The sequence below is a fragment of the Reticulibacter mediterranei genome (assembly GCF_016587455.1).
In genome coordinates, this window is the sequence record NZ_BNJK01000001.1 from 6,750,133 (window position 1) to 6,776,467 (window position 26,335).

23 protein-coding genes are annotated in these 26,335 nt (G+C 51.3%); 12 read left to right on the top strand and 11 right to left on the bottom strand.

Going from position 1 to position 26,335, the window contains the following annotated elements:
* Entirely contained in the window at positions 1–1,149 is a 1,149-nt protein-coding gene (locus tag K3T83_RS29165; RefSeq protein WP_220206436.1) for an acyl-CoA dehydrogenase family protein, read from the top strand.
* Between the two features lie 60 nt (positions 1,150–1,209).
* Here the strand turns inward: K3T83_RS29165 and K3T83_RS29170 are convergent, their stop codons facing one another.
* From K3T83_RS29170 to K3T83_RS29190, 5 genes are all read right to left on the bottom strand, one after another.
* Complete coding sequence (locus tag K3T83_RS29170) at positions 1,210–3,150, bottom strand: anti-sigma factor family protein (RefSeq protein ID WP_220206437.1); 1,941 nt, start codon at positions 3,148–3,150, stop codon at positions 1,210–1,212.
* Positions 3,147–3,974 (bottom strand): RNA polymerase sigma factor, encoded by an 828-nt coding sequence (locus K3T83_RS29175; RefSeq protein ID WP_220206438.1) that lies wholly within the window; start codon positions 3,972–3,974, stop codon positions 3,147–3,149. The genes K3T83_RS29170 and K3T83_RS29175 overlap by 4 nt, the downstream gene beginning before the upstream one ends.
* Before the next feature lie 109 nt (positions 3,975–4,083).
* A complete protein-coding gene (locus K3T83_RS29180; protein ID WP_220206439.1) occupies positions 4,084–5,280 on the bottom strand; it encodes a threonine synthase in 1,197 nt (398 codons plus the stop codon).
* A gap of 109 nt (positions 5,281–5,389) precedes the next feature.
* Positions 5,390–5,617: a transposase gene (locus tag K3T83_RS29185; protein WP_220206440.1), complete on the bottom strand. Its 228-nt coding sequence runs from the start codon at positions 5,615–5,617 to the stop codon at positions 5,390–5,392.
* Positions 5,601–5,840 (bottom strand): hypothetical protein, encoded by a 240-nt coding sequence (locus K3T83_RS29190; protein ID WP_220206441.1) that lies wholly within the window; start codon positions 5,838–5,840, stop codon positions 5,601–5,603. Before K3T83_RS29190 ends, K3T83_RS29185 begins: the two co-directional genes overlap by 17 nt.
* 452 nt (positions 5,841–6,292) lie before the next feature.
* On the opposite strand from K3T83_RS29190, the gene holB reads away from it, so the two are divergent.
* The 6 genes from holB to K3T83_RS57340 all read left to right on the top strand — a co-directional run bounded on the left by holB (position 6,293) and on the right by K3T83_RS57340 (position 12,705).
* Positions 6,293–7,321: a DNA polymerase III subunit delta' gene (holB, locus tag K3T83_RS29195; protein WP_220206442.1), complete on the top strand. Its 1,029-nt coding sequence runs from the start codon at positions 6,293–6,295 to the stop codon at positions 7,319–7,321.
* A gap of 133 nt (positions 7,322–7,454) precedes the next feature.
* Positions 7,455–8,252 carry an enoyl-CoA hydratase/isomerase family protein gene (locus K3T83_RS29200; protein ID WP_220206443.1) on the top strand — a complete coding sequence of 266 codons (798 nt, stop codon included), beginning with the start codon at positions 7,455–7,457 and terminating at the stop codon, positions 8,250–8,252.
* 7 nt (positions 8,253–8,259) lie between these two features.
* Complete coding sequence (locus tag K3T83_RS29205) at positions 8,260–9,192, top strand: hypothetical protein (RefSeq protein WP_220206444.1); 933 nt, start codon at positions 8,260–8,262, stop codon at positions 9,190–9,192.
* A gap of 335 nt (positions 9,193–9,527) precedes the next feature.
* The gene (locus K3T83_RS29210) at positions 9,528–10,781 is read left to right on the top strand and encodes an MFS transporter (protein WP_220206445.1); all 1,254 of its coding nucleotides are present in this window, start codon (positions 9,528–9,530) and stop codon (positions 10,779–10,781) included.
* Positions 10,782–11,353: 572 nt separating this feature from the next.
* Positions 11,354–12,289, top strand: a complete 936-nt coding sequence (locus K3T83_RS57335; RefSeq protein ID WP_220206446.1) for an alanine--tRNA ligase-related protein — start codon at positions 11,354–11,356, stop codon at positions 12,287–12,289.
* Complete coding sequence (locus K3T83_RS57340) at positions 12,187–12,705, top strand: alanine--tRNA ligase-related protein (protein ID WP_220206447.1); 519 nt, start codon at positions 12,187–12,189, stop codon at positions 12,703–12,705. Before K3T83_RS57335 ends, K3T83_RS57340 begins: the two co-directional genes overlap by 103 nt.
* 63 nt (positions 12,706–12,768) lie before the next feature.
* On the opposite strand, the gene K3T83_RS29225 is transcribed toward K3T83_RS57340, so the two are convergent.
* Positions 12,769–13,995, bottom strand: a complete 1,227-nt coding sequence (locus K3T83_RS29225; RefSeq protein ID WP_220206448.1) for an aspartate aminotransferase family protein — start codon at positions 13,993–13,995, stop codon at positions 12,769–12,771.
* A gap of 359 nt (positions 13,996–14,354) precedes the next feature.
* Between K3T83_RS29225 and K3T83_RS29230 the strand changes: the two genes are divergently transcribed.
* Entirely contained in the window at positions 14,355–14,858 is a 504-nt protein-coding gene (locus K3T83_RS29230) for a DinB family protein (protein WP_220206449.1), read from the top strand.
* A gap of 84 nt (positions 14,859–14,942) precedes the next feature.
* Here the strand turns inward: K3T83_RS29230 and ftsH are convergent, their stop codons facing one another.
* The gene (ftsH, locus tag K3T83_RS29235) at positions 14,943–16,952 is read right to left on the bottom strand and encodes an ATP-dependent zinc metalloprotease FtsH (protein WP_220206450.1); all 2,010 of its coding nucleotides are present in this window, start codon (positions 16,950–16,952) and stop codon (positions 14,943–14,945) included.
* Between the two features lie 118 nt (positions 16,953–17,070).
* Positions 17,071–17,787 carry a ComF family protein gene (locus K3T83_RS29240; RefSeq protein ID WP_220206451.1) on the bottom strand — a complete coding sequence of 239 codons (717 nt, stop codon included), beginning with the start codon at positions 17,785–17,787 and terminating at the stop codon, positions 17,071–17,073.
* 114 nt (positions 17,788–17,901) lie between these two features.
* Here K3T83_RS29240 and K3T83_RS29245 point away from each other — a divergent pair, with 114 nt between their 5' ends.
* Positions 17,902–18,525: a HEAT repeat domain-containing protein gene (locus tag K3T83_RS29245; protein WP_220206452.1), complete on the top strand. Its 624-nt coding sequence runs from the start codon at positions 17,902–17,904 to the stop codon at positions 18,523–18,525.
* A 210-nt stretch (positions 18,526–18,735) separates the two neighbouring features.
* On the opposite strand, the gene lysS is transcribed toward K3T83_RS29245, so the two are convergent.
* The 3 genes from lysS to K3T83_RS29260 all read right to left on the bottom strand — a co-directional run bounded on the left by lysS (position 18,736) and on the right by K3T83_RS29260 (position 21,825).
* A complete protein-coding gene (lysS, locus tag K3T83_RS29250) occupies positions 18,736–20,217 on the bottom strand; it encodes a lysine--tRNA ligase (RefSeq protein ID WP_220206453.1) in 1,482 nt (493 codons plus the stop codon).
* 195 nt (positions 20,218–20,412) lie between these two features.
* The gene (gene greA / locus K3T83_RS29255; RefSeq protein ID WP_220206454.1) at positions 20,413–20,877 is read right to left on the bottom strand and encodes a transcription elongation factor GreA; all 465 of its coding nucleotides are present in this window, start codon (positions 20,875–20,877) and stop codon (positions 20,413–20,415) included.
* 66 nt (positions 20,878–20,943) lie between these two features.
* Positions 20,944–21,825, bottom strand: a complete 882-nt coding sequence (locus K3T83_RS29260) for a biotin--[acetyl-CoA-carboxylase] ligase (protein WP_220206455.1) — start codon at positions 21,823–21,825, stop codon at positions 20,944–20,946.
* Positions 21,826–22,618: 793 nt separating this feature from the next.
* Between K3T83_RS29260 and K3T83_RS29265 the strand changes: the two genes are divergently transcribed.
* The 3 genes from K3T83_RS29265 (at position 22,619) to K3T83_RS29275 (ending at position 26,275) form a co-directional block, all read left to right on the top strand.
* Positions 22,619–22,870: a DUF433 domain-containing protein gene (locus tag K3T83_RS29265; protein ID WP_220206456.1), complete on the top strand. Its 252-nt coding sequence runs from the start codon at positions 22,619–22,621 to the stop codon at positions 22,868–22,870.
* Positions 22,871–23,371: 501 nt separating this feature from the next.
* Positions 23,372–23,569, top strand: coding sequence for a hypothetical protein (locus tag K3T83_RS29270; RefSeq protein WP_220206457.1), 198 nt, complete (start codon positions 23,372–23,374; stop codon positions 23,567–23,569).
* Positions 23,570–23,773: 204 nt separating this feature from the next.
* Positions 23,774–26,275: a mannose-1-phosphate guanyltransferase gene (locus K3T83_RS29275; RefSeq protein WP_220206458.1), complete on the top strand. Its 2,502-nt coding sequence runs from the start codon at positions 23,774–23,776 to the stop codon at positions 26,273–26,275.
* Positions 26,276–26,335 lie beyond the last annotated feature (60 nt).

Below are 26,335 nucleotides of genomic sequence, written 5' to 3' on the forward strand. Positions count from 1 at the left end.
ATGGATTTTACTCTCAATGACGAGCAAGTAGCCATTCGTGATACTTGTAGGGAATTTGCGGAACGGGAAATCAAGCCGCGTGCCGAAAAGATGGATGCAACGGGTGAGTTCCCTTATGACCTGATTCGTCAGATGGGCGAACTGGGTTTGATGGGAATACCTTTCCCGGAAGCGTACGGCGGCGCTGGTGCGGATTTTTTTTCATATTGTCTGGCCCTCGAAGAGATCTCGCGCGCCGATGTTTCTGTCGGCATCACGCTGGAGGCGCATACATCGTTGGGGACTATGCCTTTCTACCTCTTTGGCAGTACTGAGCAAAAGGAGCGCTACTTGCCAGTTTTGACGCGCGGCGAGCAGCTCTGGTCGTTCGGGCTGACCGAGCCGGAGGCGGGTTCCGATTCAGGCGGGACACATACACGCGCCGTGTTGCAGGAAGGGCAATGGCATATCAACGGTTCCAAGTGTTTTATCACCAATGCTGGAACAGCGATGACGGGTGGGGTAACGATTGCAGCTGCTACCGGGACGCGAGCCGATGGGCGCAAAGAGATTTCTAATCTCATCGTGCCTAAAGATACTTCCGGCTACGTAATCGGCAATCCATATAAAAAGATGGGCTGGAAGGCTTCAGATACACGTCCACTGGCGTTTGAAGATTGTGTGATTCCGGCCGAAAACATACTGGGACAGCGAGGCGATGGCTTTAGGCAATTTATGCAGATTCTTGATGGTGGGCGAATTGCGATTGCCGCGCTCGCCGTTGGACTGGCCCAGGCGTGTCTGGATGAGTCCCTCAGCTATGCCCGGCAGCGGCGACAGTTTGGGCAACCCATCGGCGCGTTCCAGGCCATTCAGTTTAAGTTGGCAGACATGGCAACTGAGGTAGAGCTGGCTCGCCTGATGTACTACAAAGCGGCCTGGCTGCATATGCGGGGCGAATCATATACTCGCGAGGCAGCTATGGCCAAGCTTTTTGCCTCTGAAACTGCGAAACGGGCCGCAGATCAGGCGGTGCAGATACACGGCGGCTACGGTTTTATGGATGAGTATCCTGTGTCGCGCTATTGGAGGAATGTAAAGGCCATTGAGATTGGCGAAGGGACCAGCGAGGTCCAGCGCATGATAATTGCCAAGCAACTTGGGTTCTAAGTAGCAAAAAGAGAGAGGGATGCGCATCAGATTGCATCCCTCTTTTCATGTGTTCTCACGTTAGTTATTGGTCGATGCTGGAGTTTTTGGTGGCGGCCAGCTAAATGTGCCAAATTTCACCGTTGAGTTGGTGATATCGTTGCTATCAACCTTCATGTCGGAACTGGCCAGCCAGACCGCGCTATCGCCATTCACGGCCAGGAAAAGCGCGTCTTTTGGCACGATGGTTGGATTGATGTTGACGGGAATATTAGCTGCCACGTCGAACATATCGAAGCTGTTGTTGCTATTTTGCCAGATGAGGAAACGTCCTCCCGACTGAAGCGCTGAAATTGGTCCGTCCGCACCCAGAGCCATTGAAAGCTTTGCTCCAGTTTCCGGGGAGTACGCCTGTAGCGCGCCTTGAATAGATGCATCGAGCTGTGCGCTGTAGATGCCTGGATCGACCCGGGCAATGATCCCGTTCTGAGCTACTGGCGTCGCGGAGGCGGTTGGTGTCACCGTCGTTGCAGCTTCCGGGGTCGTTGTCGCAGCGACAGTAGGCGTTACTGCTGCCGTTGGTGTGACCTGAAGCTGATTGGTTACATCTGTCTTTGCCGCCTGTAGGAAGAAGAGTGTATTGTTGACCACCTGTGGGCGGAACGAGCTATCGTCTTCCGTGAATTGGAAGGTCTGGATCGCGCTATGCTGCACCCACTTGCCGGGCTGGGGAGCGGCTGTAACGGTTTGTTGCGTCCAGACATTACTGTGCAGGGTATTATCCTGACTCAGCCATTCCTCGCTCCAGTAAATGCTGGTGCCATCGTTGTTGGCTGTCGGCGAGGTCAGGATGTGACCATCGTGCGCATTCGCCAGCTCTTGCCTTGTTTTCACCTGTGTCTGTACATTCTTATTGCTGCCAGTAACGGTCGTCTGAGTTTTGAGCGGATATTGGGTGAGATGAGAGACCCCCTTCTGATCGATGCTTGTGACCAGCAGCGAATCCTGCGTAAACCAGACACCTTGCACGGGTGTATGGACCCAGGATGGCACCGTTTTTTGATCGAACGTGCCTTGCGACAGGACTTCAGGTGTGGCCGGAGCGCTCAGCGTGTTTGACGGATCGGTATTTTCTGTCTTTAGCGAGAGACTATAGAGTTTCCAGTTGCGAACAGAAGGACCGCCGTTTGTGTGTGCTTTTGTATTTTTCGAGGCCTGGGGCTGATCGAATTGTAGCCAGATCAACCAATCTTGAGAGCCACTAAGAATAATTAAAGGACTCGTGCTCGCAGTTGGTAAGAGTGGCGTACTCGTTTGTTGCTGGGTGTCGAGCCGTTCAAGCATCCAATCTGATGTGTTCTCACCGTATGCGGTGTAGTAAATATATTGTCGATCTGCAACCGCGCTGACGACATGTGGATAGGTCGTGCTGGTTGCATCTGATACCATTGTTACCTGCGAGACTTGTTGCAAGCTAGTCGTATTTTTGCCAGCTCCTTGCGGAAGGCTGACAGCCTGGCGACTTTGAGCCAGCAACAGGACGGAGGTGATGCCCCCGGTCATCAATATCAGCAAAAATGCAGCTGCCAGACCCACGATAGCGAAATGGTTGAGATGAAATGCCGATGCGCGTTTGGGCACTGGTCTGATAACGGGCAATGGGCCGGTGTCAGCCCGCGAAAACGCGGTTAGGGCATCGGTTTGTGGATCTTTTGAGGCATGGCCTTTGAGATACGGCTTGAGAAAATCGGGGGTCGGAGTGAGGGCCGCAGAAGATGAAGAGCGATGAATAAAGCGTGTGTGTTCAACGGCAAGAGCCTGCATCAAGCGGCTATATGCCCGTGATGAAGGTTCAACGGCTGGCAATGAACGTATCTGCTCACCGACACGATGATGTTGAGCAAGCAGGTGCCGACATTCGGCACAACTTGCCACATGCAGATCCAGGGCCACAGCATCCTGGCTATCTTTTTTTAGTTCTCGATATGCGGAGAGCATCTCACGCGCTTGGCTACAGTTCACTCTTCACCGACCTCTTGTTTGTATAATGCGATAAATTGTTCCCGTGCTCGCATCAGGCGCATTTTGACTGCTGAGGGGCTGATACTGAGTATCTGGGCAATCTCTGCGCAAGAGAGTCCATCATTTTCGTAGAGCCAGAGGCAGACAGCATATTTAGGGCGTAGCTGGCGAAAAACCCGTTCAACGATTTCTCGATCTGCCACGCGACTTTCAAAGCGCGCACCATCATAGCCGTTCCGTTCATAGAGCGTGCTGACGGCGCTTGCTCGCGTTTCATGCTGCCCTTCATCGCCGTTGGAGTTTTCTGTAGATGCGCCACCCGCTTCTGAGACCACTCCTGCACCGATGCCGCGATCCTCGTTGAATAAGGAAAGCGGTAGCCACGAGATCAAACGTCTGCGACGCAAGGTATCGGTGGTGGTGTTCGATGCGATGCGATAGAGCCATGCTGATAACGCGCCTGGCTGTACGACAGTACCACCTAGCAGTGCTTTATAAGCTTTAACGAATACATCTTGTGCCAGGTCATAGGCCTGTTCCCGGTTGCCGATCAGGTGATAGATGAAATTGGTAATTGGACCCTGGAAACGCAGGAAGATGGCTTCAAAATCGGCTACGTCCACGCGCTCTGCTTCTTGCTCCTGTTCTGGTTGAGCAACTATAGATGGCGTAGAGATCTGCGCTGCTTCTTCCTCACATTCCCCGGCGAGTTGTTCACTCCCGTTATCGGCTGATAATGGAATGGCGGAATGGCCTGAGCGTCCCTCCTCCAAGGGGGAACGCAAACTGCTATTCGTATTGTAGAAACGGATAGAGGTATCCATTGGTTACATCAACCTTATTTTTTTTAGCAGAGTTTTTTACATAATATCTCTGGGACGTTTGCTTCGTTTTATTAGTAGCATAGCACACTGACTGAAGAAATGCTGTGAGCTAGCAAACAACATATTGCAGGTCTGGTAAGCCACTTCCTGTAAAATATGCCACGACTTCATCCTCCACTTGTAAAAAGTTTGTTGCAAGAAGTGTGTGATATGCTGCTAATGTTGCTGCTGCCTCCAGCGCTATCAGCATTCCCGCTCGCTTTGCGGCATAACACACCATTTGCTGCATGCTGTCGTCACTGACGGTGAGCGCTGTGCCACCACTTTCATAAACTGCTTGTAGGATCAGGCGGTCTCCGATTGCGGAGGGAACACGTAATCCTGCGGCTTGGGTATGTGCTTCGTCGGCAGGCCACGCGTCGGCTTCATCTTTTCCTTGATGGAAAGCACGTACTAATGGCGCACACCCTTCAGCTTGCACAATGATCATTTTTGGCAGTTGGTCATTTGCTATCCAGCCTGCTGCACGTAATTCGGCAAAGGCTTTCCACATCCCTACTACCCCTGTTCCTCCACCAGCAGGATAGATAATTGCAGATGGAAGACGCCAACCCAGTTGTTCTGCCAATTCCAGCCCCATTGTTTTTTTTCCCTCTGCGCGGTATGGTTCACGCAACGTGGCGACGTTGAACCAGTCCCGTTGTCGGGCGGTCTCCGCAGCGGCACGCCCTGCATCAGTAATCAGGCCAGGGATCAGGTGAACCTCTCCTCCGTAGAGTCGAGCCTGTTGTATACACGTATGGGGAGCATCTTTTGGTGCCACCACATGAGATGGTAATCCGGCGCGGGCTGCGTAAGCTGCTAAAGCTGCTCCCGCGTTCCCCGCAGTAGGCGTGACCAACCCCTGTACACCCAGTTCAACCGCTCGTGAGACAGCTGCCGACATCCCTCTCGCTTTAAAGCTGCCAGTAGGATTCTGCCCTTCATCTTTTACGAACAAACGGGCTTGTTGTTCCAACCCTTGCGGAGCCAGGCACGGAGCGTGGAGCAAGGGCGTCATTCCCTCACCCAGGCTGATGATATGCGCTGGTTCTCGGACTGGGAGGAACTCGTGATAGCGCCACATGGTTGCTTCACGGTGGCTGATCTCGTCTCGCGACACCTCTTTTGCCAGCGTTGCCAGATCGTAACAGGCCAGTAATGGTCGCGCGCAGCAAGGACTGATCGTCTGTAACTGGTCAGCATCATATATGTGATCGCAAGCGCTGCATTTCAGATGGCTGAGATAGCTAAATCGTGCATCCATGAAGAACAGTATAACATATAGGGGTTTTTTGAACACGTTGAGCGTCATCCATATAGTTCCAAAGGTCTAGCGAAACATAGCGTTTTCTAGCATTCTTTTGATCGCTTGCTTACGCCATTGTTAGCTTTTTGGGTTCGTGAGGGGTAATGACTAACCTCACTGGATGGGCTACCAGCGATGCAAGCACCGCTTTACCATCCTCTACCCCCTCCGCTTCCGAGAAAGCATCAGGGGCTATTTTTCTGATAATGTTGCCAGCTCCGTTAATGTCGGCATTGATCGTGTATCCATCTTTAGTGCGGTAGAGTCCACGCTTATTCTTATCGAGCAGCATCAAGACTTGTTGGGCCCACCTTCGCCGGGAGCGCCTTGTACGCTTCATGTGCCTGCATGCGTCGTTGCACCTCATTGTAGTTGAGGTACTTTCCCTCGAAAATATAGGACTGTCGAATGAGGTAGAGAGCAGCATTATACAGATTTTTCGACGTGAAGACCGCCTGATCGATGGTCACAAAGCGTGGATCGGCTCGATCAATGATGTGCCTCTCGGTTAACTGCATTTCGCTGCTCTCTTTCTGGTGAAGGAGGAGTTCATAAGTACCTTTTCCTTATAGATGGGCCTATTGACATGATACTGATGGGTGCAAATCTGATGATGGAAGCTTTGCTGCTGCCAGTGCTTGCAATTTCCGAACAGCCTGCGTATAAAGATACCTGGCATAATTGGCCCGGATGCCGAGACGTTACCCGACTCCTTTGGACAACAATACATCATGACTCCCATCTAATCTAAGACGGAGACACAGCACATCGCGCTGTCTGGGGGAAAGCACGGGCAGAAGTGTTGCTGGCTGTGCGCATTGCCTGGCTTCTCGCTGTTCTTGGTCAAAACCCTGTCATAAAACGCTATATTTTCAAACACTAGTTTTATATTCATCTGTAATGATTGTGAGGCCAGAGGGTGCTTAGCCTGTTATTGCCATTCGTGGCTGATTCTGGTACTATAGTCGCTATGGAAACCCGTCAAAATCAGGCTGCTGACTGGAATATTGTTGGTCATGAGCGCGCAATAGATATCCTGCGTCGTACGCTGGCGGCGCAGCAAGTGCGGCATGCCTATCTTTTCACTGGCCCTCAGCGCGTTGGCAAAACATTGCTGGCTCAACGCTTTGCACAAACGCTGCTCTGTACCGGCGGATCCGATCCTCAAGTCGCGCCACTTGATCCCTGCAATACTTGTCTTGCTTGCCGGAAGGTCTTGCATGGTAATCACCCGGATGTCCACCTTATTGCAAAGCCCCCCGATAAGCAGGCGATCTTAATTGAGCAGATACGCGAGTTGCAGAACGATTCGGCCCGTAGAACGTTGGAGGGGCGGCGCAACATCTTTATCATCCAGGATGCCCAGGATATGAATCTGCAAGCTGCTAACTGCATTTTGAAGACGCTGGAGGAGCCTGAACATGATGTCGTGCTGTTGCTTACCGCGCCGGATGCTGGATTGCTGCTGCCCACGATTCTATCGCGTGTCCAAATGATTACAACGCAGTTGCTTACCTCGACACAGATTAAAAATGCGCTGGTGGAGCGCTGGGACGCGGAAGCTGATGAGGCTGATCTAATAGCGGCACTGGCAGCTGGACGGATGGGGTGGGCTGTCGAGGCGGTTGAGGATGATGAGATGCTGGAAGAACGTAAGTCGCAGTTGGAGATGCTGACGAAGATTCCCTCCACCAGCCGAGTTCAGCGCTTTGACCTGGTGCAAAAGCTGGGAACAGATGGCGAAAAAGTGCGCTCGCTGCTCGATCTCTGGCTGCTCTGGTGGCGCGATATGGTGCTTGCGGCTAATCACTGCCTGGATTTAACGGTTAACGTGGATATGCGCGATCTCCTGAAAGCACAGGCTGGTAAGATTGGCTCTGACGAGGCGGAACGAATGGTGCGTACGATTTTACAAACGATGGAGGCGCTGGATCAGAACGTCAATACGCGCATGGCCCTCGAAGTGTTGATGCTCGATACGCCCATGCTCAAGGCGTAATGTGGATAAGTAATTGTTTCTCCGTATCCTGTTTCCTTCCCCGATCTCGTTTGTGGTACTATTGAGGAAGATCAGCTTGCTGCTGGCATGTGCGTAGGATTTGAAACGAAGATGTTTCGGAGGACAGGATACCATGCGAGATGATTTTAAGCACCTGTTAATTCGGCGTGACGGCGCTGTTGTGACCATTACGATGAATCGTCCCGAAGTGTTGAATGCTTTTAACGACCTGCTGCTGCAAGAATTGACGGAGGCGGCAGATGATGCCGCGCATGATGAGACTATTCGCTGTGTTGTGATTACGGGCGCTGGCAGAGCGTTTGGTGCCGGGCAAGATCTAGCCAGTCTGACAGCCGCCGAAAGCAGCGCTGAGCCTATGCAGATCAGCGAGCATCTCACGAAATACCATCGCCTCTTATCTATTCTTCGCACTATGCCAAAGCCTGTCATCGCAGCTATTCGTGGTGTCGCGGCTGGTATTTCTTGCAATATCGCGCTTGGGTGTGATTTGCGTATCGCAGCAGATAATGCACGTTTTATTCAGGCGTTTGCTCGCATCGGGCTGGTGCCGGATGGTGGTGGTGGCTATTTCTTGCCGCGCCTAGTCGGATTGGGTCGCGCTTTGGAGATTGCTATGCTTGCTGATGAGATCAATGGACCGGAGGCTGAACGCATCGGACTGGTCAACAAATGCGTGCCGCTGGACGAGTTTGAGACGGCAACTGCGGCTCTGGCCCAACGTCTCGCTCAGGGACCGACTCGCACTTACGCACTGATCAAAGAGCTGATGTACTCGTCGCTTGATAGCGATTTGCAGAGTTCGCTGAAATTAGAGGGCGAGTTGCAAAATATCGCCTTTACAACGGCGGACCATAAAGAGGGGGTTGCCGCCTTCTTGCAGAAGCGCCCACCTCACTACAAGGGTAGTTGATGAGAAGTTGAAAATCGATACGTTACCATTTAATAACGCACAGATCCAGGGTGCGCAGAAGCGTGAGTGGCTGCTTGAGCATTCCCCACAACATCTGGAGCAATGCTCTTCATTAATTGAGCGTGCTTTGCGCTTGCGGTCTCGTGCAACCTCGCGCAGTACGCTTGTGCTGGGTGCCGGAGCCTGTACGGAGGTGCCTCTTGCAGCACTCTGTCGCGCCTCCGATGAAGTGGTGCTGGCCGATCTCGATCTTGCAGCCATGCAGCGTGGTTGTGAGGTGCTGACGTTTCCCGCGCAACGGCGACAGGTCCAACTGGTGCAGGCGGATTTGACAGGTGAGGTCAGTGCGCATCTGGCCCGACTCATAAAGCTTCAACCCTGGCGCAATCTTGTGGCTCAAGGGGCACAGGCCGTCTTTGATGCTGCTGCACAATGCCTTGAGCAATGCCCTGTTCCCGATCCTCCTGAGTTCGCAGAGCATTTGCTATCCGGAGAGTTTGGCGTGGTCATTAGCTCCCTGGTGTTGTCACAGCTTTTCAGTTATCCCATCCTCGATGTGCTTGAGCATATACAAACGCTGGCACCATCGCTGCTTGGTGAGCAGGAGCGCCATCATCGCTACCAGGAAGCAACTCAGAAGTTCCGCCTACGCATTATTCATGCCCACCTTCATTTGTTGCGCAATTTGATCGATGTTGGAGGCATTGTCGTGCTGCTCAGCGACATTCGCGGCTTCGTCTTTAATGTGCATGGCACTGATCATGATGCCAGCCATCGCCGCTCTATTCCGCTCGTTCCGCGCACGCTGCCTGAACTGGTGGAGCGCCACTTCTCTGTTATCGAAGAACAAAAGTGGGAGTGGCTGACCGATTTGCCCGAAAAAGAGCGGCCCGGCCGGGGATATGAGGTTGTTGGCTATGTGCTGAAGGCTTCTGAGTAAAGAGGTTATCCTGGATGTATTTGTGTTGATTAGTAGTAAAAACATTGATCTCGAATAGGAGGGTTTTATAGCGATTTCGTTACATAGACGTTTTTTGTAATGAAAGCGCTAGAGCAAAGTTGTAGTACTTCAGTTTCTCGCTAACAACATTCTGTAGAGGGTTGTCCTGCCCCTTGCCTCTTACCTCTACTAAGAGTGCTGTGATGTGAGAGTTGCCCGTAGCTGGCAATAATTTCGACAATTTAAGATACTTGTTTTTGAGAAGGGGAGCAGGCGTGTGTTACCGCGAGGTACACTGCCTGCTCCCCTTCTTTTTGTAGTTAGGAGGATACATTATGGATGGATGGAAGGCTCGTTTGGGTTTTCCAGAGACACGAGGAAGGTATGGTTTTCTTCTCGTGTTTATTATTGATGCACTTGGATCTGGATTGTTTCTCCCGTTCTCAATTCTCTACTTTCAAGTCACAGCTGGCTTTTCCTTACCGATCATTGGACTGACTCTGACTATAGCTACTATTTGTACGCTGCCAACGACGTTAGTGACAGGAAGTCTAGTAGATCGCTTTGGTGCTCGACGTATGACAGCGATCAGCCAGCTTATCCAGGCAGGCGGATTTATTGGCTACCTCTTTTTTGTGCATACAGTCCCCCTCATGTTTATTATGGCGGCGCTGGTAACAGCAGGCTCCAGGATGTTCTTTGCTGCTACTGCAACGCTGATCGTTGAACTCTCTTCTTCTCATGAGCTTGATCGCTGGTTTGGGTTTGTTGGAGCAATACGTAATGTTGGCCTGGGAATAGGAGGATTCCTTGCGGGCTTCGTTCTGGCAACGAATAATCCAGACTTCTATCATTTGTTGATAGGGATCTGTGCCACCTGTTATCTAATGGCGGGTTGTCTTTTGCTGTGCTTGCCGGAGCCGCAACAAAGAAGGAGCAAGCAGGAGGCAAAGGCTCCCTATGGACAGATTTTGCGCGACCATCTGTTTCTCAAATTTTTGGTGAGTAACATTGCTTTTATTTTATGCATTTTGATGTTGGGAACATCTCTTCCTGTCTATGTGACTGAAGCCTTACACGCACCAGCCTGGATACCTGGCTCTGCCCTGACGCTCAATTCGGTACTGGTAATCGGTTGTCAAATGCTCGTTGTTCGCTTGCAGGAGCCATATCGTCGTACGAGAACTATAGGAGTTGCGGCCCTGGTCTGGTGCCTATCATGCGGCCTTTTTGCGCTGGCACCAATCATCCCTGGTTCTTTCATTATTATCTATCTCTTTCTGGCCGTTGCTATTCACACGCTGGCCTCTTTGTTGTATGGTCCAACGGTAAGCGCTCTGATCGCTGATCTCAGTCCGTCAATATTGCGTGGGCGTTATCTGGCAACATATGAGTTTGCCTGGGGGATTGCCAGCGCGCTGATACCCGCTTTATTTACAACCCTCTATGCGGTGACACCCACTCTCCCCTGGATCAGCCTGGTAGGAATGGTGGCTGTTTCAGGCGTAAGCGTGTTGTTCCTCGAAAGGAGATTTGCTGATCACGTTGCAGGAGGAGGTAAGAGAGAAATGGAGCCATTAGAAAAATAGCAAGTGAAAAATAGCAAGCAGATGGGTCTGTGTTGAAGTATAAGCGTTTGCCTGTAAGCAGAAGAGTTGCGCCAGGATCATCATCTTTTACGAAGCCCTTGACAGGCGTTTTTGTTCAGACTATACTTGACAGATAGCATATACAATCGTCACGAGGGACGAAACCAGCGTGTGGTGAGAGCCACCAGCGAGCCGAAGAAGGTGAAAGTTCGGCATATCTCATGAGCGCGGGAAAAGCCACCCTCTGGCCTGTCTTCTTATGAAAAAGACGGGTCGCGATGCGGGAAAATTATCTCAAAGAGATGAAAAATCCTGGCCGGTAGCCCTCCGTTATCACAGGGCAAGGCATCGATCTCTTTTCACGATGATCCGTGCCTGTAGAGTGGGATGTTGCAGAAGTAATCAAGCACATCCAATTCAGGTGGTACCACGCGCTGTTTTCGTAAATTCAGCCCGTCCTGAGCTTTTGAAGCTGAGGGCGGGCTTTTTGTTTACTTATAGTCATGGTTTTGTAGTTCTGGTGGTGATGTTGCCAGCGCCAGATCTGATTGAGTATCAAGGAGGAGTAGCACATGAACACATACGGTATACAGTACGTATCGTCGAGGGAAATAGTAGATCGTTACCTTTCGTTTTTTCGTGAGCGCGGTCATTATGAGATGCCTGGAAGCCCATTAGCGTTGCCGGGGAACAGCACATCGTTTGTGATTGCGGGAATGCAGCCCTTGCTGCCGTATCTACGAGGGCAAGCAGCGCCGCCGTCATCACGTTTAACCTGTTTACAGCGGTGTTTGCGCACCGATGATATCGATGCAGTGGGAACGAGTGGCTGCAAAAATACGTCGTTTCATATGCTGGGGAACTGGTCAGTAGGCGAGTATGGGCGGCGAGAAGCGATTTCGATGGCGCTTGAGTTCCTGTTAGAGCATCTGGGCCTGGATGTGTCCACGCTATGGGTGACGGTTTTTGCGGGTGATCCTGAACTCTGCATATTGCCCGACGAGGCGGCGATTGAGGAGTGGGTGCGGGTTGGTATGCCTCGTGAGCGGATTGTACCGTTGGGGGTTGAAGATAACCTGTGGGAGATGGGTGGTGGTGTCGGCCCATGCGGTCCCTGCTCGGAGATTTTTGTGGATCGTGGCCCTGCGTTTGGTTGTGGCTCTCCCACCTGTCGGCCCGGCTGCTCTTGTGACCGCTATCTGGAGATCTGGAATCTTGTTTTTATGGAGTTTGAGCGGCTCACGAATGGAGCGCTGGTCAGCCTTCCACGTCGCAACGTTGATACCGGGATGGGATTGGAGCGGGTCGCGTCAGTTCTGCAAGGGGCGGAATCCAGCTTCTCTATCGACCTGTTTCTGTCTGCGAGTGAACGTTTGACTGCGCTTCAGGGGGAGGAGAGCAGGCGATGGAACGACGGGCGCGACGGATTATTCTCGATCACTTGCGAGCGGTTCTGCTGGCAGGTTTCACAGGTGTTGAGCCTGGACGCGATGGGCGCGGCTCTGTAGTGCGCCGCCTGATTCGTCGCGCGGCGCGTCAGGGGCGTTTGCTGGGTATCCAGGGACCATTTTTAGGAGAACTGGTAGAGCCGCTTGCGACCGGGCATGGTTCTCTGTTCACCGTAGAAGAGCATGCGCTCATACCAATCTTCAAACAAAACGTCACGCATGAGGAGAAGCTCTTTGCACGCGTGTTGACAATGGGCCTGCGCTATCTGGAACAGATCGAGCCGGATGAGCAGAATGTGATATCGGGCGAACAGCTTTTTCGGTTGCATGCGGAGAAAGGTTTCCCGGCGGATCTGGCGGCGGAAATACTCTCTGAGCGTGGAATTACTGTTGACTGGTCGCGCTATGAGCGCTCAAGAGAGGAGCATCGCCGCGTCAGCCGCGTGAGTGCGGAGAGGCATTTTCGCGGTGTGTGATGCTCAAGGGAAGGGCGTAATGTGAGCGCCCTTCCCTTGCTTGTTTGCTAGCTGGACAATTGTTTATGCTTGTGTGGCTGGCAATGTGGCCACTTCCGCCAGCGTTTGATCCAGCACATGAGCGGCCTCGTCGATGTCGCCAGCAGTGAGGACCAACGGTGGGATCATGCGCAAGGTGTCAGGGCTAGTATTGTTGAGCAGCAGCCCATGCTCCAATGCTTTCTGTACGATAACCGGGGCCAGACCGTGCTGGACGTGGACGGCTCGCATCAGGCCGAGACCGCGAGGGCTGTCGATAAACGTGTACTTATTACTGAGTTCTTCCAGCTTCGCATTCCAGTAATCGCCCATCTTTGCGGCATTCTCTAGCAGATTTTCTTCCACAATCGTTTTGATCGTCGCGATACCAGCTGCGCAAGCAATCGGATTGCCGCCAAAGGTTGTGCCATGATCGCCGGGCGCAAAAAGATCTGTACGTGGAGCAGTCAGCATTGCGCCAATGGGGACGCCACCAGCCAGCCCTTTTGCCATCGTTACGATGTCGGGCCTGATGCCATAGTGTTCCCAGCTAAAGAATTTGCCCGTGCGTCCCATGCCGGCCTGCACTTCATCGCAGATCAGCACAAGATTTTGCTCGTCGCACCACTGTCGCAAGCCCTGCAAGTATTCCTGTGTGGCTGGATAGATGCCGCCTTCTCCCTGCACGGCCTCGACCAGAATACCGACCGTCTTCTCGCTGGTGGCCTGCTTCACAGCTTCCAGGTCGTTAAAGGGAACCTGTTTGAAGCCATCTGGCAAGGGAACCCAGGTGGCCTGGTATGATGCCTGGCCGGTGGCAGCGGTCGTAGCAAGGGTGCGTCCATGAAAGCTGCGATCCATGCTGATAATCTCGTACGCTCCGCCGCGATGGAGTCGCCCATATTTGCGTGCCAGTTTAATTGCGCCCTCGTTCGCCTCTGCACCACTGTTGGAGAAGAAAGAACGCATGCCACGACTCTGAACACCCAGGAGTTCCGCAAGCTCGATCTGACGCACATTATAGTACAGGTTTGAGACGTGGACGAGCTGCGTCACCTGCTCCTGTACCGCCTTGACAACCGCCGGATGGCAATGTCCCAGAACGTTCACTGCGATTCCGGCCACAAAGTCGAGATAGATTTTTCCCTCGCTGTCCCACACGCGCGGTCCCTCACCCCGGACGAGTGTGAGCGGTTGTCGTTTAAATGTGCCTTGATAATATTGATGTTCCAGTGCGACCCAATCCCGCTTGCCTGTCTCCGCTGTTGTCATCTGTTTCTCCTACTAAATAAGGGTAGAACGCTCTACCGAATGCAGAACATAGTTTTGTTGGGGAGAGCTGTAGGGTAGATCCACAGCCCCTTCGATCCACTTCATTGGCGAATAGCGCCCGATGATGCCTGCTTCTGTACTATTTATTGTACCAAGTATCATTGTACTATGTAGCTCTCCCCCTCATCAACACCGACTCTTGTTGATGAGGTTTGAGATACGCATATTTGATGAAGCTCTATGGGATCTTGTCTGGTAAGCAGGGCAAGATCGGAGAAGTTTTGTGTCTGCCCTTCCTGCTATGATGATTATGCTCTCATACGTGGGAGTGCATCATCAGCAGCATGGAGCAAACACAAATGACGGAACAGACATCTCCACTCGTTATGTTCTACAAACAAGGCTGGGAGAACTATCAGCAAGCTCTCGTTAAAACTACTGCATTGCTTTCGCTCGAACAACTTGCACTCCCTATTGCGCCGCATCACTGGTCAATTAGAATGCATCTTGCCCATATGCTAGATGCGCGTGTCTCCTGGTTCTATGGCTGGATGGGTGAAGAAGATCGTGATCTGGCCCGATGGCACGAGGTGCGTTCCAGTGATGAGCCAGCCGAGTATGAGGCTGCTGAACTGGTTGCCATGTTCGAGAAGACCTGGCAGGTGATATCTTCCGCTCTGGATCGCTGGACTTCCGCTGATCTGGAGCAGCTTTTTTCACCTCCGGCCTACCTTCAAGAAGAAGAGCCTCCGCACACACGACAATGGATTGTCTGGCATGTCATGGAACATGAGATCCATCATGGAGGAGAGCTGTGCTTGGCTCTGGGAACGTACGGTGTGGAAAGTTTTTATACCTGGTGATTGAGTATTTGGAAACAAATAAACTGGCTTTGCCCAAAGTGAGCAAGCAGCAAAAGAATACCGCCCCTCAAACGGGGCGGTTGATTAGCCTTGGTTGTTCTCGTTCATTTCCCCCTGATACAGGGGTTGAGACGGCATCGAGTAGGATGCTCTCGGCATAGGCAGGCTTTTTAGTTCCTCTTCCTGAGCTTCCGATTCGATGCTGGGAATGCCGCCAGCCAGCACTTCGGGCGATTCGTCCTGTTCTTCATTGAGTGGCTGGTTGAAGAGCGCCTCGAAAACCGGACCTTCTAGCGTCTCCTCTTTGATCAGCCGCTCGCTGATCATGATTAGCCGGGTCTTGTTCTCAAGCAGGATGTTGTATGCCTTGTCAAACGCTTCCTGAATGATCTGGCGTATCTCTTCGTCGACCTCTCGCGCTGTCTGTTCGCTATAGTTGCGCTGTTCGCCAAAATCGCGACCCAGGAAAACTAGCTCGTCTTTATGCCCTAACGCCATCGGCCCAATACGACCGCTCATACCGTACTCTGTGACCATTGAACGTGCGATTTTGGTGACGCGTTCGATATCGTTTGAAGCTCCAGTGGTAACTTCGCCAAAGATGATCAGTTCGGCTACGTGACCACCGAGCGCATAAGCTAGCATATCCTCAAATTGGGGTTTGCTCCATAGATAACGATCCTCAGTTGGCAGGAGCATCGTGAAGCCACCAGCCTGACCACGCGCTACAATCGAGACTTTATGCACCGGATCAGTATTGGGGAGCATACGGGCGACCAGTGCGTGTCCCACCTCATGATATGCTGTGATAGCCTTCTCGCGCTCGCTGATGATGCGACTCTTCCGGGCGGGACCGGCTACGACGCGATCAATAGCCTCCTCAAGCTCGCTCATGCCCACTTTGCGTTTGTTACGACGAGCTGCCAGGATTGCCGCTTCGTTGAGCAGATTAGCCAGATCAGCGCCGGAAAAGCCAGGGGTTTGCTTTGCCAGTGTCTCAAGTGAAATATTTGAATCTAATGGCTTTCCTTTGACATGCACTTGTAGGATGGCGACACGTCCCCGAATATCTGGCCGGTCCAGCACCACCTGTCGATCAAAGCGCCCCGGCCGGAGCAGGGCGGGATCAAGCACGTCGGGACGGTTGGTGGCTGCAATGACGATCACGTTGGTATTGGTATCGAAGCCATCCATTTCAACCAGAATTTGATTCAACGTCTGTTCGCGCTCGTCATGTGAGCCTCCCAGACCGGCTCCACGCTGCCGACCAACCGCGTCAATTTCATCAACAAAAACGATGCATGGACTATTGCGTTTGGCTTGATCGAAGAGATCGCGCACCCGGCTTGCACCTACGCCGACAAACATTTCGACAAATTCGGAACCGCTGATACTGAAAAATGGAACGCCCGCCTCGCCTGCAACGGCTCGTGAGACCAGTGTTTTGCCGGTTCCTGGAGGGCCAACCAGCAGCAGTCCCTTCGGGATGCGTGCGCCGAGAGCGGCAAACTTTTCAGGATATTTGAGAAATTCGACGATCTCCTGTAATTCCTGTTTTGCCTCTTCTACTCCAGCTACATCGTTAAATGTAACGGTTGGCTTATTGCCCATGAACATGCGTGCGCGGCTCTTGCCAAACGACATTGCCTGGTTGTTTGTTCCTTGCGCCTGCCGGAGCATAAAGATGATGAGAGCGCCTAAAAAGATCAGGGGGATCAAGCCGCCAAGAGCGCTGAGCCAGCCCCATAACGGGTTAGGAACTTCATATTGCAGCGTCAGATAGGGATTGTTTGCGTAATTGATATCGTTATCTTTAAGTACTCTCGTGATGTCGAAGCCCGGATTGACGGTAGCAGATTCGTGTTGGGCATTTGGTGCCTGTCCTCGTATGAGCGTCAGCGTATCGCTGCCCACGCTCAAAGTATCCTTCTGACCTTTTGCCGTGTCATCTTTCACATGCTGTAAAATTGTTGACACGTTGACCGAGGTGGTTTCAGCTTGTGGACGGAAGATGACCACAGCAACTATAATCACGATCACTGCGATCAGGAGCCAGAAAACGCCCGTTCTGAGCCATTTCCCGTTATTTGACATCGAGGCTCCTCTCTATTTATCAAGCAAGTAGTGGGTAGCAATAGTTGTTGGTAGTAGAGTCAATGATGCTACCTGAAAATTATATATAAATCTTGTGTGCTTTATTATAGCACACTATCTATCCAGTGTCGGGACGCGCCAATACCAACCCCCAGATCGAATGTGCCCCTGCTGCAAATAGTGCATTTGCGCATGCTTCGATGGTAGACCCGGTGGTACAGACATCATCTATGATAAGAATTCTACGCTTTGCGAATGCCCCGGTTGTAAAAATACATGTTGACTGAAAGGCACCTGTCACATTCCGTGAGCGTTCTTGTAAGCTTAAACCAACTTGTGGCCGTGTAGGACGTTGACGAATGATCAGGTCATCTCGATACACTATGCCCAATTGTCGCGCACAAACTGCGGCCAGCAGCGCCGACTGGTTGTAGCCGCGCTCTTGCAAACGGGTAGTATGCAGTGGGACCGGCAATACAATATCTGTCCGCAGGTTGTAGCTGGTATATGCCTCTGCTAGCAAGCATCCTAGTGGCTCTGCAAGTTGTTTGCGGCCTTCATATTTGAGCGCGTGAATGCATGTGCGCAACGGCCCTCGATAGGCACTGAATGTGCGTAGTCCGCTCAATCGTAAGGGATGTTCCCAGCACTGGCGGCAGGTGCCTTTTGTCGTTAAAATAGTATGGCAATGCTGGCAACGTGGTATCGATAGAGGTTGCAGTGCCGCTAAACAAGTCATGCAGATAACAGATCCGCTACGCTTGCAGAGGAAGCATTGTGGAGGAAAGATGAAATCGAGCAGAGTTGAGGTAATATTTTTCACAAAGATGTGCATAATGCAGCCTTTATTCCATCAAAATTCTTTATCTATATATCAGTATACATGCGCTGTTAAATGGGGATAAGATAGATTGACTGAAAGCATGATAGAACTTGAGGGAGAAGCACCTTGTTAGAGAAGATCACAATAAAAGCGTTGGCTGACCCTGATTATCGGAAGCGAATGCGTGCAATCCATGCGTTTGTGGATCAGGGGAACATGGAGGCTGTGCCATATATCCTCCCTTTGCTTCAGGATCGCGAGATGCCAGTGCGGAATGCTGCGATTGTTGCTCTTGGGATGCTTGCCGATCAGCAAGCATTTGAACCGTTGACCGCCTGCCTTGCAGCCTCAACCTCGCAAGAGAGAGATAACGCTGTACAGGCGCTTGTGCAGATGGGAGATTCACGTCGGCGTGATCCGTTGGTAGCTGCGCTCAAAATAGAGCGTACTCCATCAGTGCGCCAGAAGATAGTTAAGGCTATTAGCGTTTTTCCAGATGACGAAGTGATTGAAACGTTGATCCAATGTTTAATGGATCTGGATGAAGATGTGCGTGCGGCAGCAGCGGTAGCGTTGGGGAAAATAGGGCATCCTCGCGCCATCCCAGCGCTAGAACAAATGATGTTGAGTGATACGAATCAAGAGACATCCATTCATCATTTATGGATAAATAACAGTGTTGTCGCCAGGCAAGCTGTTGATATGATTCGTTATCCTGAACAAGAGCATGATCTTGATTGGCCCGATTAACCATAACGTTTTTCTGTCGTAGTCGAGCTTCATTGGTGGTGCATCCAGAACATCCTCAGGCGTCTCCGTGTATGGCAGGGGCGACGGCTTGTCCTCGCCCACCTCCTCAGGCCGCTGGGCGAGGACAAGCCGTCGCCCCTGCCATATTCGAGAGTATCCCCGCTCCATGTGCCAAATGAAGTTTGACAAAAGTATTACGACAGAAGTTCTCTATTGTTGTTCTTCTGCCGTTTTGCGCATTGTGGGGAACGGGATAACGTCGCGGATGGATTCTTGATCGGCCATGAGCATAGCCAGGCGGTCGATGCCGAGGCCAATGCCGCCGGTGGGAGGCATGCCTATTTCCAGAGCTTCTAGAAAATCTTCATCGAGTACCTGGGCTTCTTCGTCCCCACGCGAACGCTGCCGCATCTGATCTTCAAAGCGTGAGCGCTGGTCGAGCGGATCATTCAGTTCTGTAAACGCGTTGCCACATTCCAGACCGCCGATAAATGGCTGGAAGCGCTCAACTAATCCTGGTTTTGTACGATGCTGCTTGGTGAGCGGCGAGACATCCAGAGGATAATCGATCAGGAATAATGCCTGCCGCAGTTCTGGAATGCCCTGCCGGAACATCGCCCCCTTGAGATCATCGATCAGGCGACCGCGACTCAACTTGAGATCGGCCTCATAGCCCCTGGCCCGCATCTCAGTTGCCAGGCTGTCCCTATCCGGGAACTGCTCGACGTTGATACCAGTATATTTGGCGATGGCATCTAGCAGTGGAATGCGTGGCCAGGGCGGGGTCAGATCGATTTCTGTGCCTTGATAGGTGATATGTGTGCTGCCTTTGACTTGCTGAGCAATAAAAGCGATCATCTCTTCCACCAGCTTCATCATATCGTTGTAGTCGGCATAGGCTTGGTAGCATTCCATCATCGTAAATTCGGGGTTGTGGCTACGATCAATCCCCTCGTTGCGGAAATTGCGCCCAATCTCATAGACGCGCTCGAAGCCACCTACGATCAGGCGTTTCAGATACAGTTCGATGGCGATGCGTAGATAGAGATCGCGGTCCAGCGTGTTGTGATGGGTGATAAAAGGCCGCGCCGTTGCACCACCGTAGAGAGGCTGAAGCATGGGAGTTTCAACCTCGATAAAGCCGTGATCGTCCAGATAGCGCCGCATGGCTGTAATCGTGCGACTGCGGATAACGAAGACCTGTTTGGCTTCGTCGCCGTTCGCGATCAGGTCCAGATAGCGCTTGCGCTGACGTAACTCTCGATCTTCCAGACCGTGATATTTCTCTGGCAGCGGGCGCAGACCTTTGGCGAGCAGGCGATAGCTTTTCGCATGCAGAGTGCGCTCGCCTGTGCGTGTGATGAACAGGAAGCCTGTCACCTCGATAAAGTCACCCAGATCTAAGAGCTTGATGGTGCGATAAGCCTCTGCTCCCAGATCGTTGATGCGAAAGTAGACCTGAATGCTGCCAGTGCCGTCCTCAATTTTGGCGAATGCTGCCTTGCCCATTTCGCGTAGCAAGCGGATGCGTCCGACCAGCGTAAAAGAGCCGTCTGGTCCGGCAAGCTCATCGAAATGTTGTAAGACATCCGCGATAGTATGTGTGCGTAGTGCATTGTTGGGGTAAGGATTGATCCCCTGTTCGCGCAGGGTTTGAAGGCGCTGGAGGCGTATTTCCCTTTCGTCTGCCATACTTCTCTTCTCTCTTTATGATTGGCAAATTATAGGTTAGCACTTGACAACGCAAGTGAAATTTTCATTACAGATCTGTGGGATGGTGGCACCGTGTGCTAATTATTGTAGCATGTTTTGGCAAAAAAAAACCGACCTGTGTTGCGATTTCTGAGGCCACACAGGTCGGTTGAAGCTGCTTATGTTGAGAGAGAGTTACGCAATCGAGAGAATTGTGTACTCCTTGACACCACCGGGCGTTGAGACAATGACAAGCTCACCTGCTTTGCGGCCCAGCAGTGCTTTACCTACCGGCGATTCGTTGGAGATGCGCCCGGCGGATGGATTGGCTTCAAAGGCTCCCACGAGAGTATATCTGTACTCGCGATCATCGCTTGTACACAGGTGGACAACCGAGCCAAGAGAAACGACATCTGTGCGTCCATGATCGATCAGCTTGGCTTTTGCCAGCAGTTGCTCAAGCTCCAAAATGCGGCCTTCCAGACGTGCCTGTTCATTCTTGGCGTCTTCATAAGCAGCATTATCGATGACATCACCTGACTCTTTTGCCTCGTGCAGGTATTGAGCAACCTTCGCCCGTCCTTCCGTGCGCAGAAGTTCTAGCTGACTGATTGCGCGTTGTCGTCCTTCAGTTGTGAGGAATACGTCCTGTGTCTCCATCTTCTGTTCCCCTCATTCATCTGGTTGAGGCTAACTCCCTCGAACCAGGTAGTAGTATCTTGCCAGCTATTCTGTGGGGTATCCAATATCCCCCCAGGTAATGCTGACTCGCAGACCTGAATGATTTCGGAGTAACAGCCCTCCAGTTTCATCCACGTCCTCAGCGACTCCGCTGACGATTGTATTTCCTTGTCGCACTTCGATGTGACGACCAAGCGTTGAGAGTTGACTACGCCACTGTTCCCGTATCAACCGGGAGGTGGACTGGTTGACCATCGCTACTGGTTCGTTCGCCTCCTGCTGCAACCCCAGATATAGGGTTTCGAGGTGATGCAACAGGTGAGCAATAAAGGTTTCTCGGCTCACTACATAGCCACATTCGGTTTGTAGTGTGGTAGCAATTGCTCCTGGCCTTTGCAGGTCGGTTGCGATACCGGTCATCTTGTTGCTAGCGAGCTGATCGCTTAGCCCGTTAACGTTAACGCCTATGCCCACAATGGCAAGCATACGACCGTTCTGGTCATGGCTGGTTTCGATTAAAATGCCAGCGACTTTTCGGTTGCCAATGAGGATATCATTAGGCCATTTAATAGATGCGACAACCTCTGAGACGCTGGAGATCGCGTTAACGACTGCCAGTGAAGCGATCATAACCAGTAAATAAGGTGAAAACGTTGGGCGGAGTATTGTGGATGAGAGGACGTGACAATATTGCACATCTAACCACTGTCGCCCTAGCCGACCTTTGCCAGCCGTTTGACTGTCGGTAAGTACCACCGTCCCTTCCGCTGCCCCTTGCCGGGCCAGTTGCATTGACAGGATGTTGGTTGAATCTACGACTGGTACGTATACTAAACGACTGTTTCTACCGAAAAACCGGGTTTTCAGCTGTCCTTGCAATGCTTCAAGGTTGAGCTGACTGGATGGTGTGGCCGCTAACTCCTTCACGCTCTACCACTTCTATCTATCGATTCGTTTATTCTCAACATCGCACTTTCTATTTAGACGGATCTACCGCTATTTAGACAGGCGTACGATGTGGGTTAAGAAGTATGCCCGTGAAATATTTCTACAATTATGTATATGCTTGAAAAACGGGCTGGGGTATTTGATTGAGTTCAGGTATTCTCTCTTGTCGAGATATATAAATGTACAAAAAACCCAGAGCAATGCTGAATCTTTTGTCCACCTTTGCTCTGGGGGTGCCGCACAAGCAGGAAGAAACTCACAACCTGCCAGTTGTTTTTTCCAACCCTCACCAGGCTAGGCCAGGTGTGAAGAGTGGGTATGGCGAACTAGTGCCGATTCCCTCTCTTCAGGAAGGTGTGAAAATCTTTTACCTCGCTGCTTGTGCAGCGACTAGGTTGATCCATTACACACCACCTCCTTTCGATGACGCTATTGTACCAGAGGATTTTAACTGTTGTCAAGCTTTTGCCGAAAACTCATAAAATATGTACCAGTAATATGTGCCGTAAGCCAGCTCCCCAGGCCGTTTTATGCTCTAGCTTTCTCTGTGAATATTGTGTGAAATCGTTCTTCCTTACTTCTGGATATTCAGGGCTGCAATTCCTCTATAATGGATGCGATGCATTGCTTGCGAGTTTCAGACAAAAATAGTTGAGCTACGATGCTCAGTTGTATATGCTCTGAAACAGAACATTAGTTTGTATCTCTTGATCAGTATCGCGATGTGTTATCATATAATGCAGAAAGAAGTTATGATCGGAGGAGGTTCTTTATGGCGATAGAACGCACCGCTCACCCTTATATTGTTCGTGATTCCACTTTGTATGGTGGTGAGCCTATTGTGGAAGGTACTCGTACAGGGGTTCGTCATATCATCCTCATGTTTGAGAGTGGCCAAGACCCCGAGGTCATCGCCGTCAATCAACGGCTTTCTCTTGCTCAGGTCTATGATGCAATCAGTTATTATTATGATAATGAGGAGGAGATCAAACATTATATTCGCAACGAATCCTGGGGTAATTGATAGGTGAGCTTGCGACTATAAGGGCTTATCGCAGCTGCTCTTCCTAAACGAACCTCTCAGGACATATTTGCATACAATTCTGTACGAATGTATCGTTTTCTGGCGTGAAAAGGTCCGAAATGCGGATGTTCTTCCCCGTCTTTTCCCGTATTTCGCAAATTCCTCCCTTTATTTATGGCAAAAAGGTTCCCTCATAAGCTATACTTATTACAGTAGCATTCAAGAGGGTAGTGTGGTCGGGTCTTTCATGTTTATCCACTCGCTACTCTCACACTCCGCGTCGTTTCTGTCCATGCTTGCATACCACAATGATAAAGAGAGGGGTTGCGCTCTCACCCCTGGCTCTGTGGTTGCTGGGACCAAGAACAATGGAACCCGATGAGTGCTATGGGTGTATGAAATGTTTTGTATGTTGGGAGTAACGTCGGGAAGAACATTGAATTACGTCAGACGTTTTCATCTTGTGAACGTAGGTGGACGAGACATAAGGAGGAGTTATATATGCAGCAACAACAATACCTTGATTTGCTCATCGATGCCCTCCTGGATGAGGGTTTTTCAGTAGATGAAGCTTTTCAATTGATTCAGCTTCAAGAGCAGTATCAGGAACAACGTGCTATACAACGAGCTATTGAAGAAACAAACCATCATCGCTTTATACGATGGCTTGTAGAGCATGGCCGCTTGAGCGAGTGGTAGCGGTCGCTGCTTTTTCAGACAGAGTTTGCTGCTTCTCTGAAGATGCGGCGCTTTACCTTGCGAGGCTCTTTGGCGATGTTGTACACTGAAAATAGTGGAGCAGATGGGACGGCGTGGCATTGCTACGTCGTCCTTGTGTTTCCTCTATACTTGGAAGTGGGCAACCTGATTGCTGCCGGTTGCTCTTGTGCAAGGGAGGCCTCTATGAAAGCGGTTGTAATGGCCGGTGGAGAAGGATCGAGGCTACGACCACTCACGATTCAACGCCCTAAGCCTATGGTCCCTATTGTCGGCAAGCCGGTAATGGAACACATTCTCAACCTTTTGAAGCGTCATGGTATTACTGAGGTTGTTGTTACAGTTCAATATCTGGCGAGCAATATAGAAGATTACTTTGGCAATGGTTCTCAATTTGGTATGCGCATTACTTACTCGCGGGAGGACGTGCCTCTCGGTACGGCAGGAAGCGTCAAAAATGCAGAAGAACATCTCACCGAGCCATTTCTTGTGATCAGTGGCGATGCTCTTACCGACTATAATTTGACCGATCTCATCAAATACCATCATGAGAAGAAATCCCTTGCCACGTTATTGCTTGCTCATGTACATAATCCTCTTGAATATGGCGTGATTATTACCAACGAATCAGGCCATATCACTCAATTTTTAGAAAAGCCCAGTTGGGGTGAGGTTTTTAGCGATACGATTAATACCGGGATTTACGTCCTTGATCCGAAAATCTTCACCTACTTTGAGAAAAATAAGCAGTTCGATTTCAGCCAGGAACTGTTTCCTCAGATGCTCAAGCAGGGCGACCCCATTTATGGATACGTTGCTCCGAAGGGCTACTGGTGCGATGTTGGGAATCTGAGCGAGTATATGCGAGCCAACGCGGAGGCTTTGCAAGGGCAGGTCGATATTGAGATCCCAGCGAAAAATATCGGCGGCAATATCTGGTGCGAAGAAGGCGTTGAGATTGCTCCTGATAGCCAGCTCTATGGTCCTATCTATCTGGCCCATGATTGTAAGGTTCGTTCGGGCGCGATTATTCATGGTCCCAGCACCATCGGGCATTATACTATCATCGATGAGCGCGCCCAGGTTGATCGCAGCATTGTCTGGAACAGCTCTTACGTTGGCGAGCGGTCAGAACTGCGCGGGGCTATTGTCGGTTCCTCCACCAGCATCAAAAGTAAAGCGGTGATGTTTGAGGGATCGGTGATCGGCGATAATTCGATTGTGCAGGATGGCGCGATTATCCAGCCGAATGTCAAGATCTGGCCTGACAAAGAGATCGAAGCCGGCGCAGTGATCAATACCAGCATTATCTGGGGATCGCAGGGCCGTCGCGGTCTTTTCAGTCGTCACGGCGTCACTGGCCTCGTTAATATCGATTTGACGCCGGAGTTCGCCACCAAACTTGGTGCAGCTTACGGTGCTATCCTGCCTCGCGGGGCCTCTGTCTGTCTGAATCGCGATGCCTATCGTACCTCGCGCATGATTAAGCGCGCCATCAACGCAGGCGTTCCCTCAGCAGGCATCCATGTGCATGATATTAATCAGGTGCCCATCCCGGTTGCTCGCTACTTTATTCGTAATACGGATGCTGTTGGCGGCGTTCACGTCCGGGTCTCGCCTTTCGATCAGCGCGTTGTGGATATTAGAATTTTCGACCAGTACGGTATGGATATCAATAAGGCGACCGAGCGCAAAATCGAGAATCTTTTCTTCCGCGAAGATTATCGGCGGGTCTATCTGGATGATATCGGAGCAATTGACGTACTGGGCAATTCTGATGTGCTGGGCAGCTATCTTGAGGGCTTCAATAGAGTTGTGGACTATGAGGCGGTACGTGCGCGCAAATTCAATCTGGTCGTCGATTATGCACACGGCAGTACAACGCAGTCATTGCCAAATATTCTCAATCACCTCGGTTGCGAGGTCATTATGCTCAATGCCGGAACGGATGAAGCTCCTGCCGTTCGCACCCGCGACGAGCTGGGCAAGGATATGCAGCGATTGGCAACCATCAGTTCTGCTTTGAACATGGATATGGGCATTCGCATTGATCCAGGTGGCGAACTCATCTGGGTGGTGGATGATCGAGGACGTATCCTCGATGGCACGAAGATGCTGGCGGTTATGACTAGCCTTTTCTTGCGTCAGCATCGAGGCGGAACCGTCGCCGCGCCCGTCACTGCTCCCAGTGCTCTTCAGCATATCGCGAAACGCTATGATGGCTACATCCAGCATACAAAGGTGATGCCGCATGCATTGATGACCGCGGCTGGTCGCGAAGGTGTTGTGCTTGTTGGCGATGGTCGCGGAGGCTTTGTCTTCCCCGCCTTGCAACCGGCCTTCGATGGCATGCTGGCGATTGCCAAGTTATTAGAGCTATTGGCACTTTTTGAGATGAAGCTATCTGAAGTTGTCGATGACTTGCCCACGTACTATATGAGTACAACACGTGTAACATGTCCCTGGGAACATAAGGGAAAAGTAATGCGTATCTTGAGCGAGCAGTATCGCGAGCGCCGGGCCAAGCCAATTGATGGCATCAAGATTGATCTCGGCAAAGAGTGGGTGCTTGTTCTACCCGACGCCGATAGTCCGCTCTTCCATGTGGTGGCCGAGTCGGTTTCTAATGAACAGGCGCAGGCGCTAGCTGAGAAATATGCTCGTGTCGTGAGTGGTCTGCAACAGTAGCCTTCCCTGTATTGCAAGATGTGAGTCGTAGTTGAAGAGTTCATCTTTAACTACGACTTT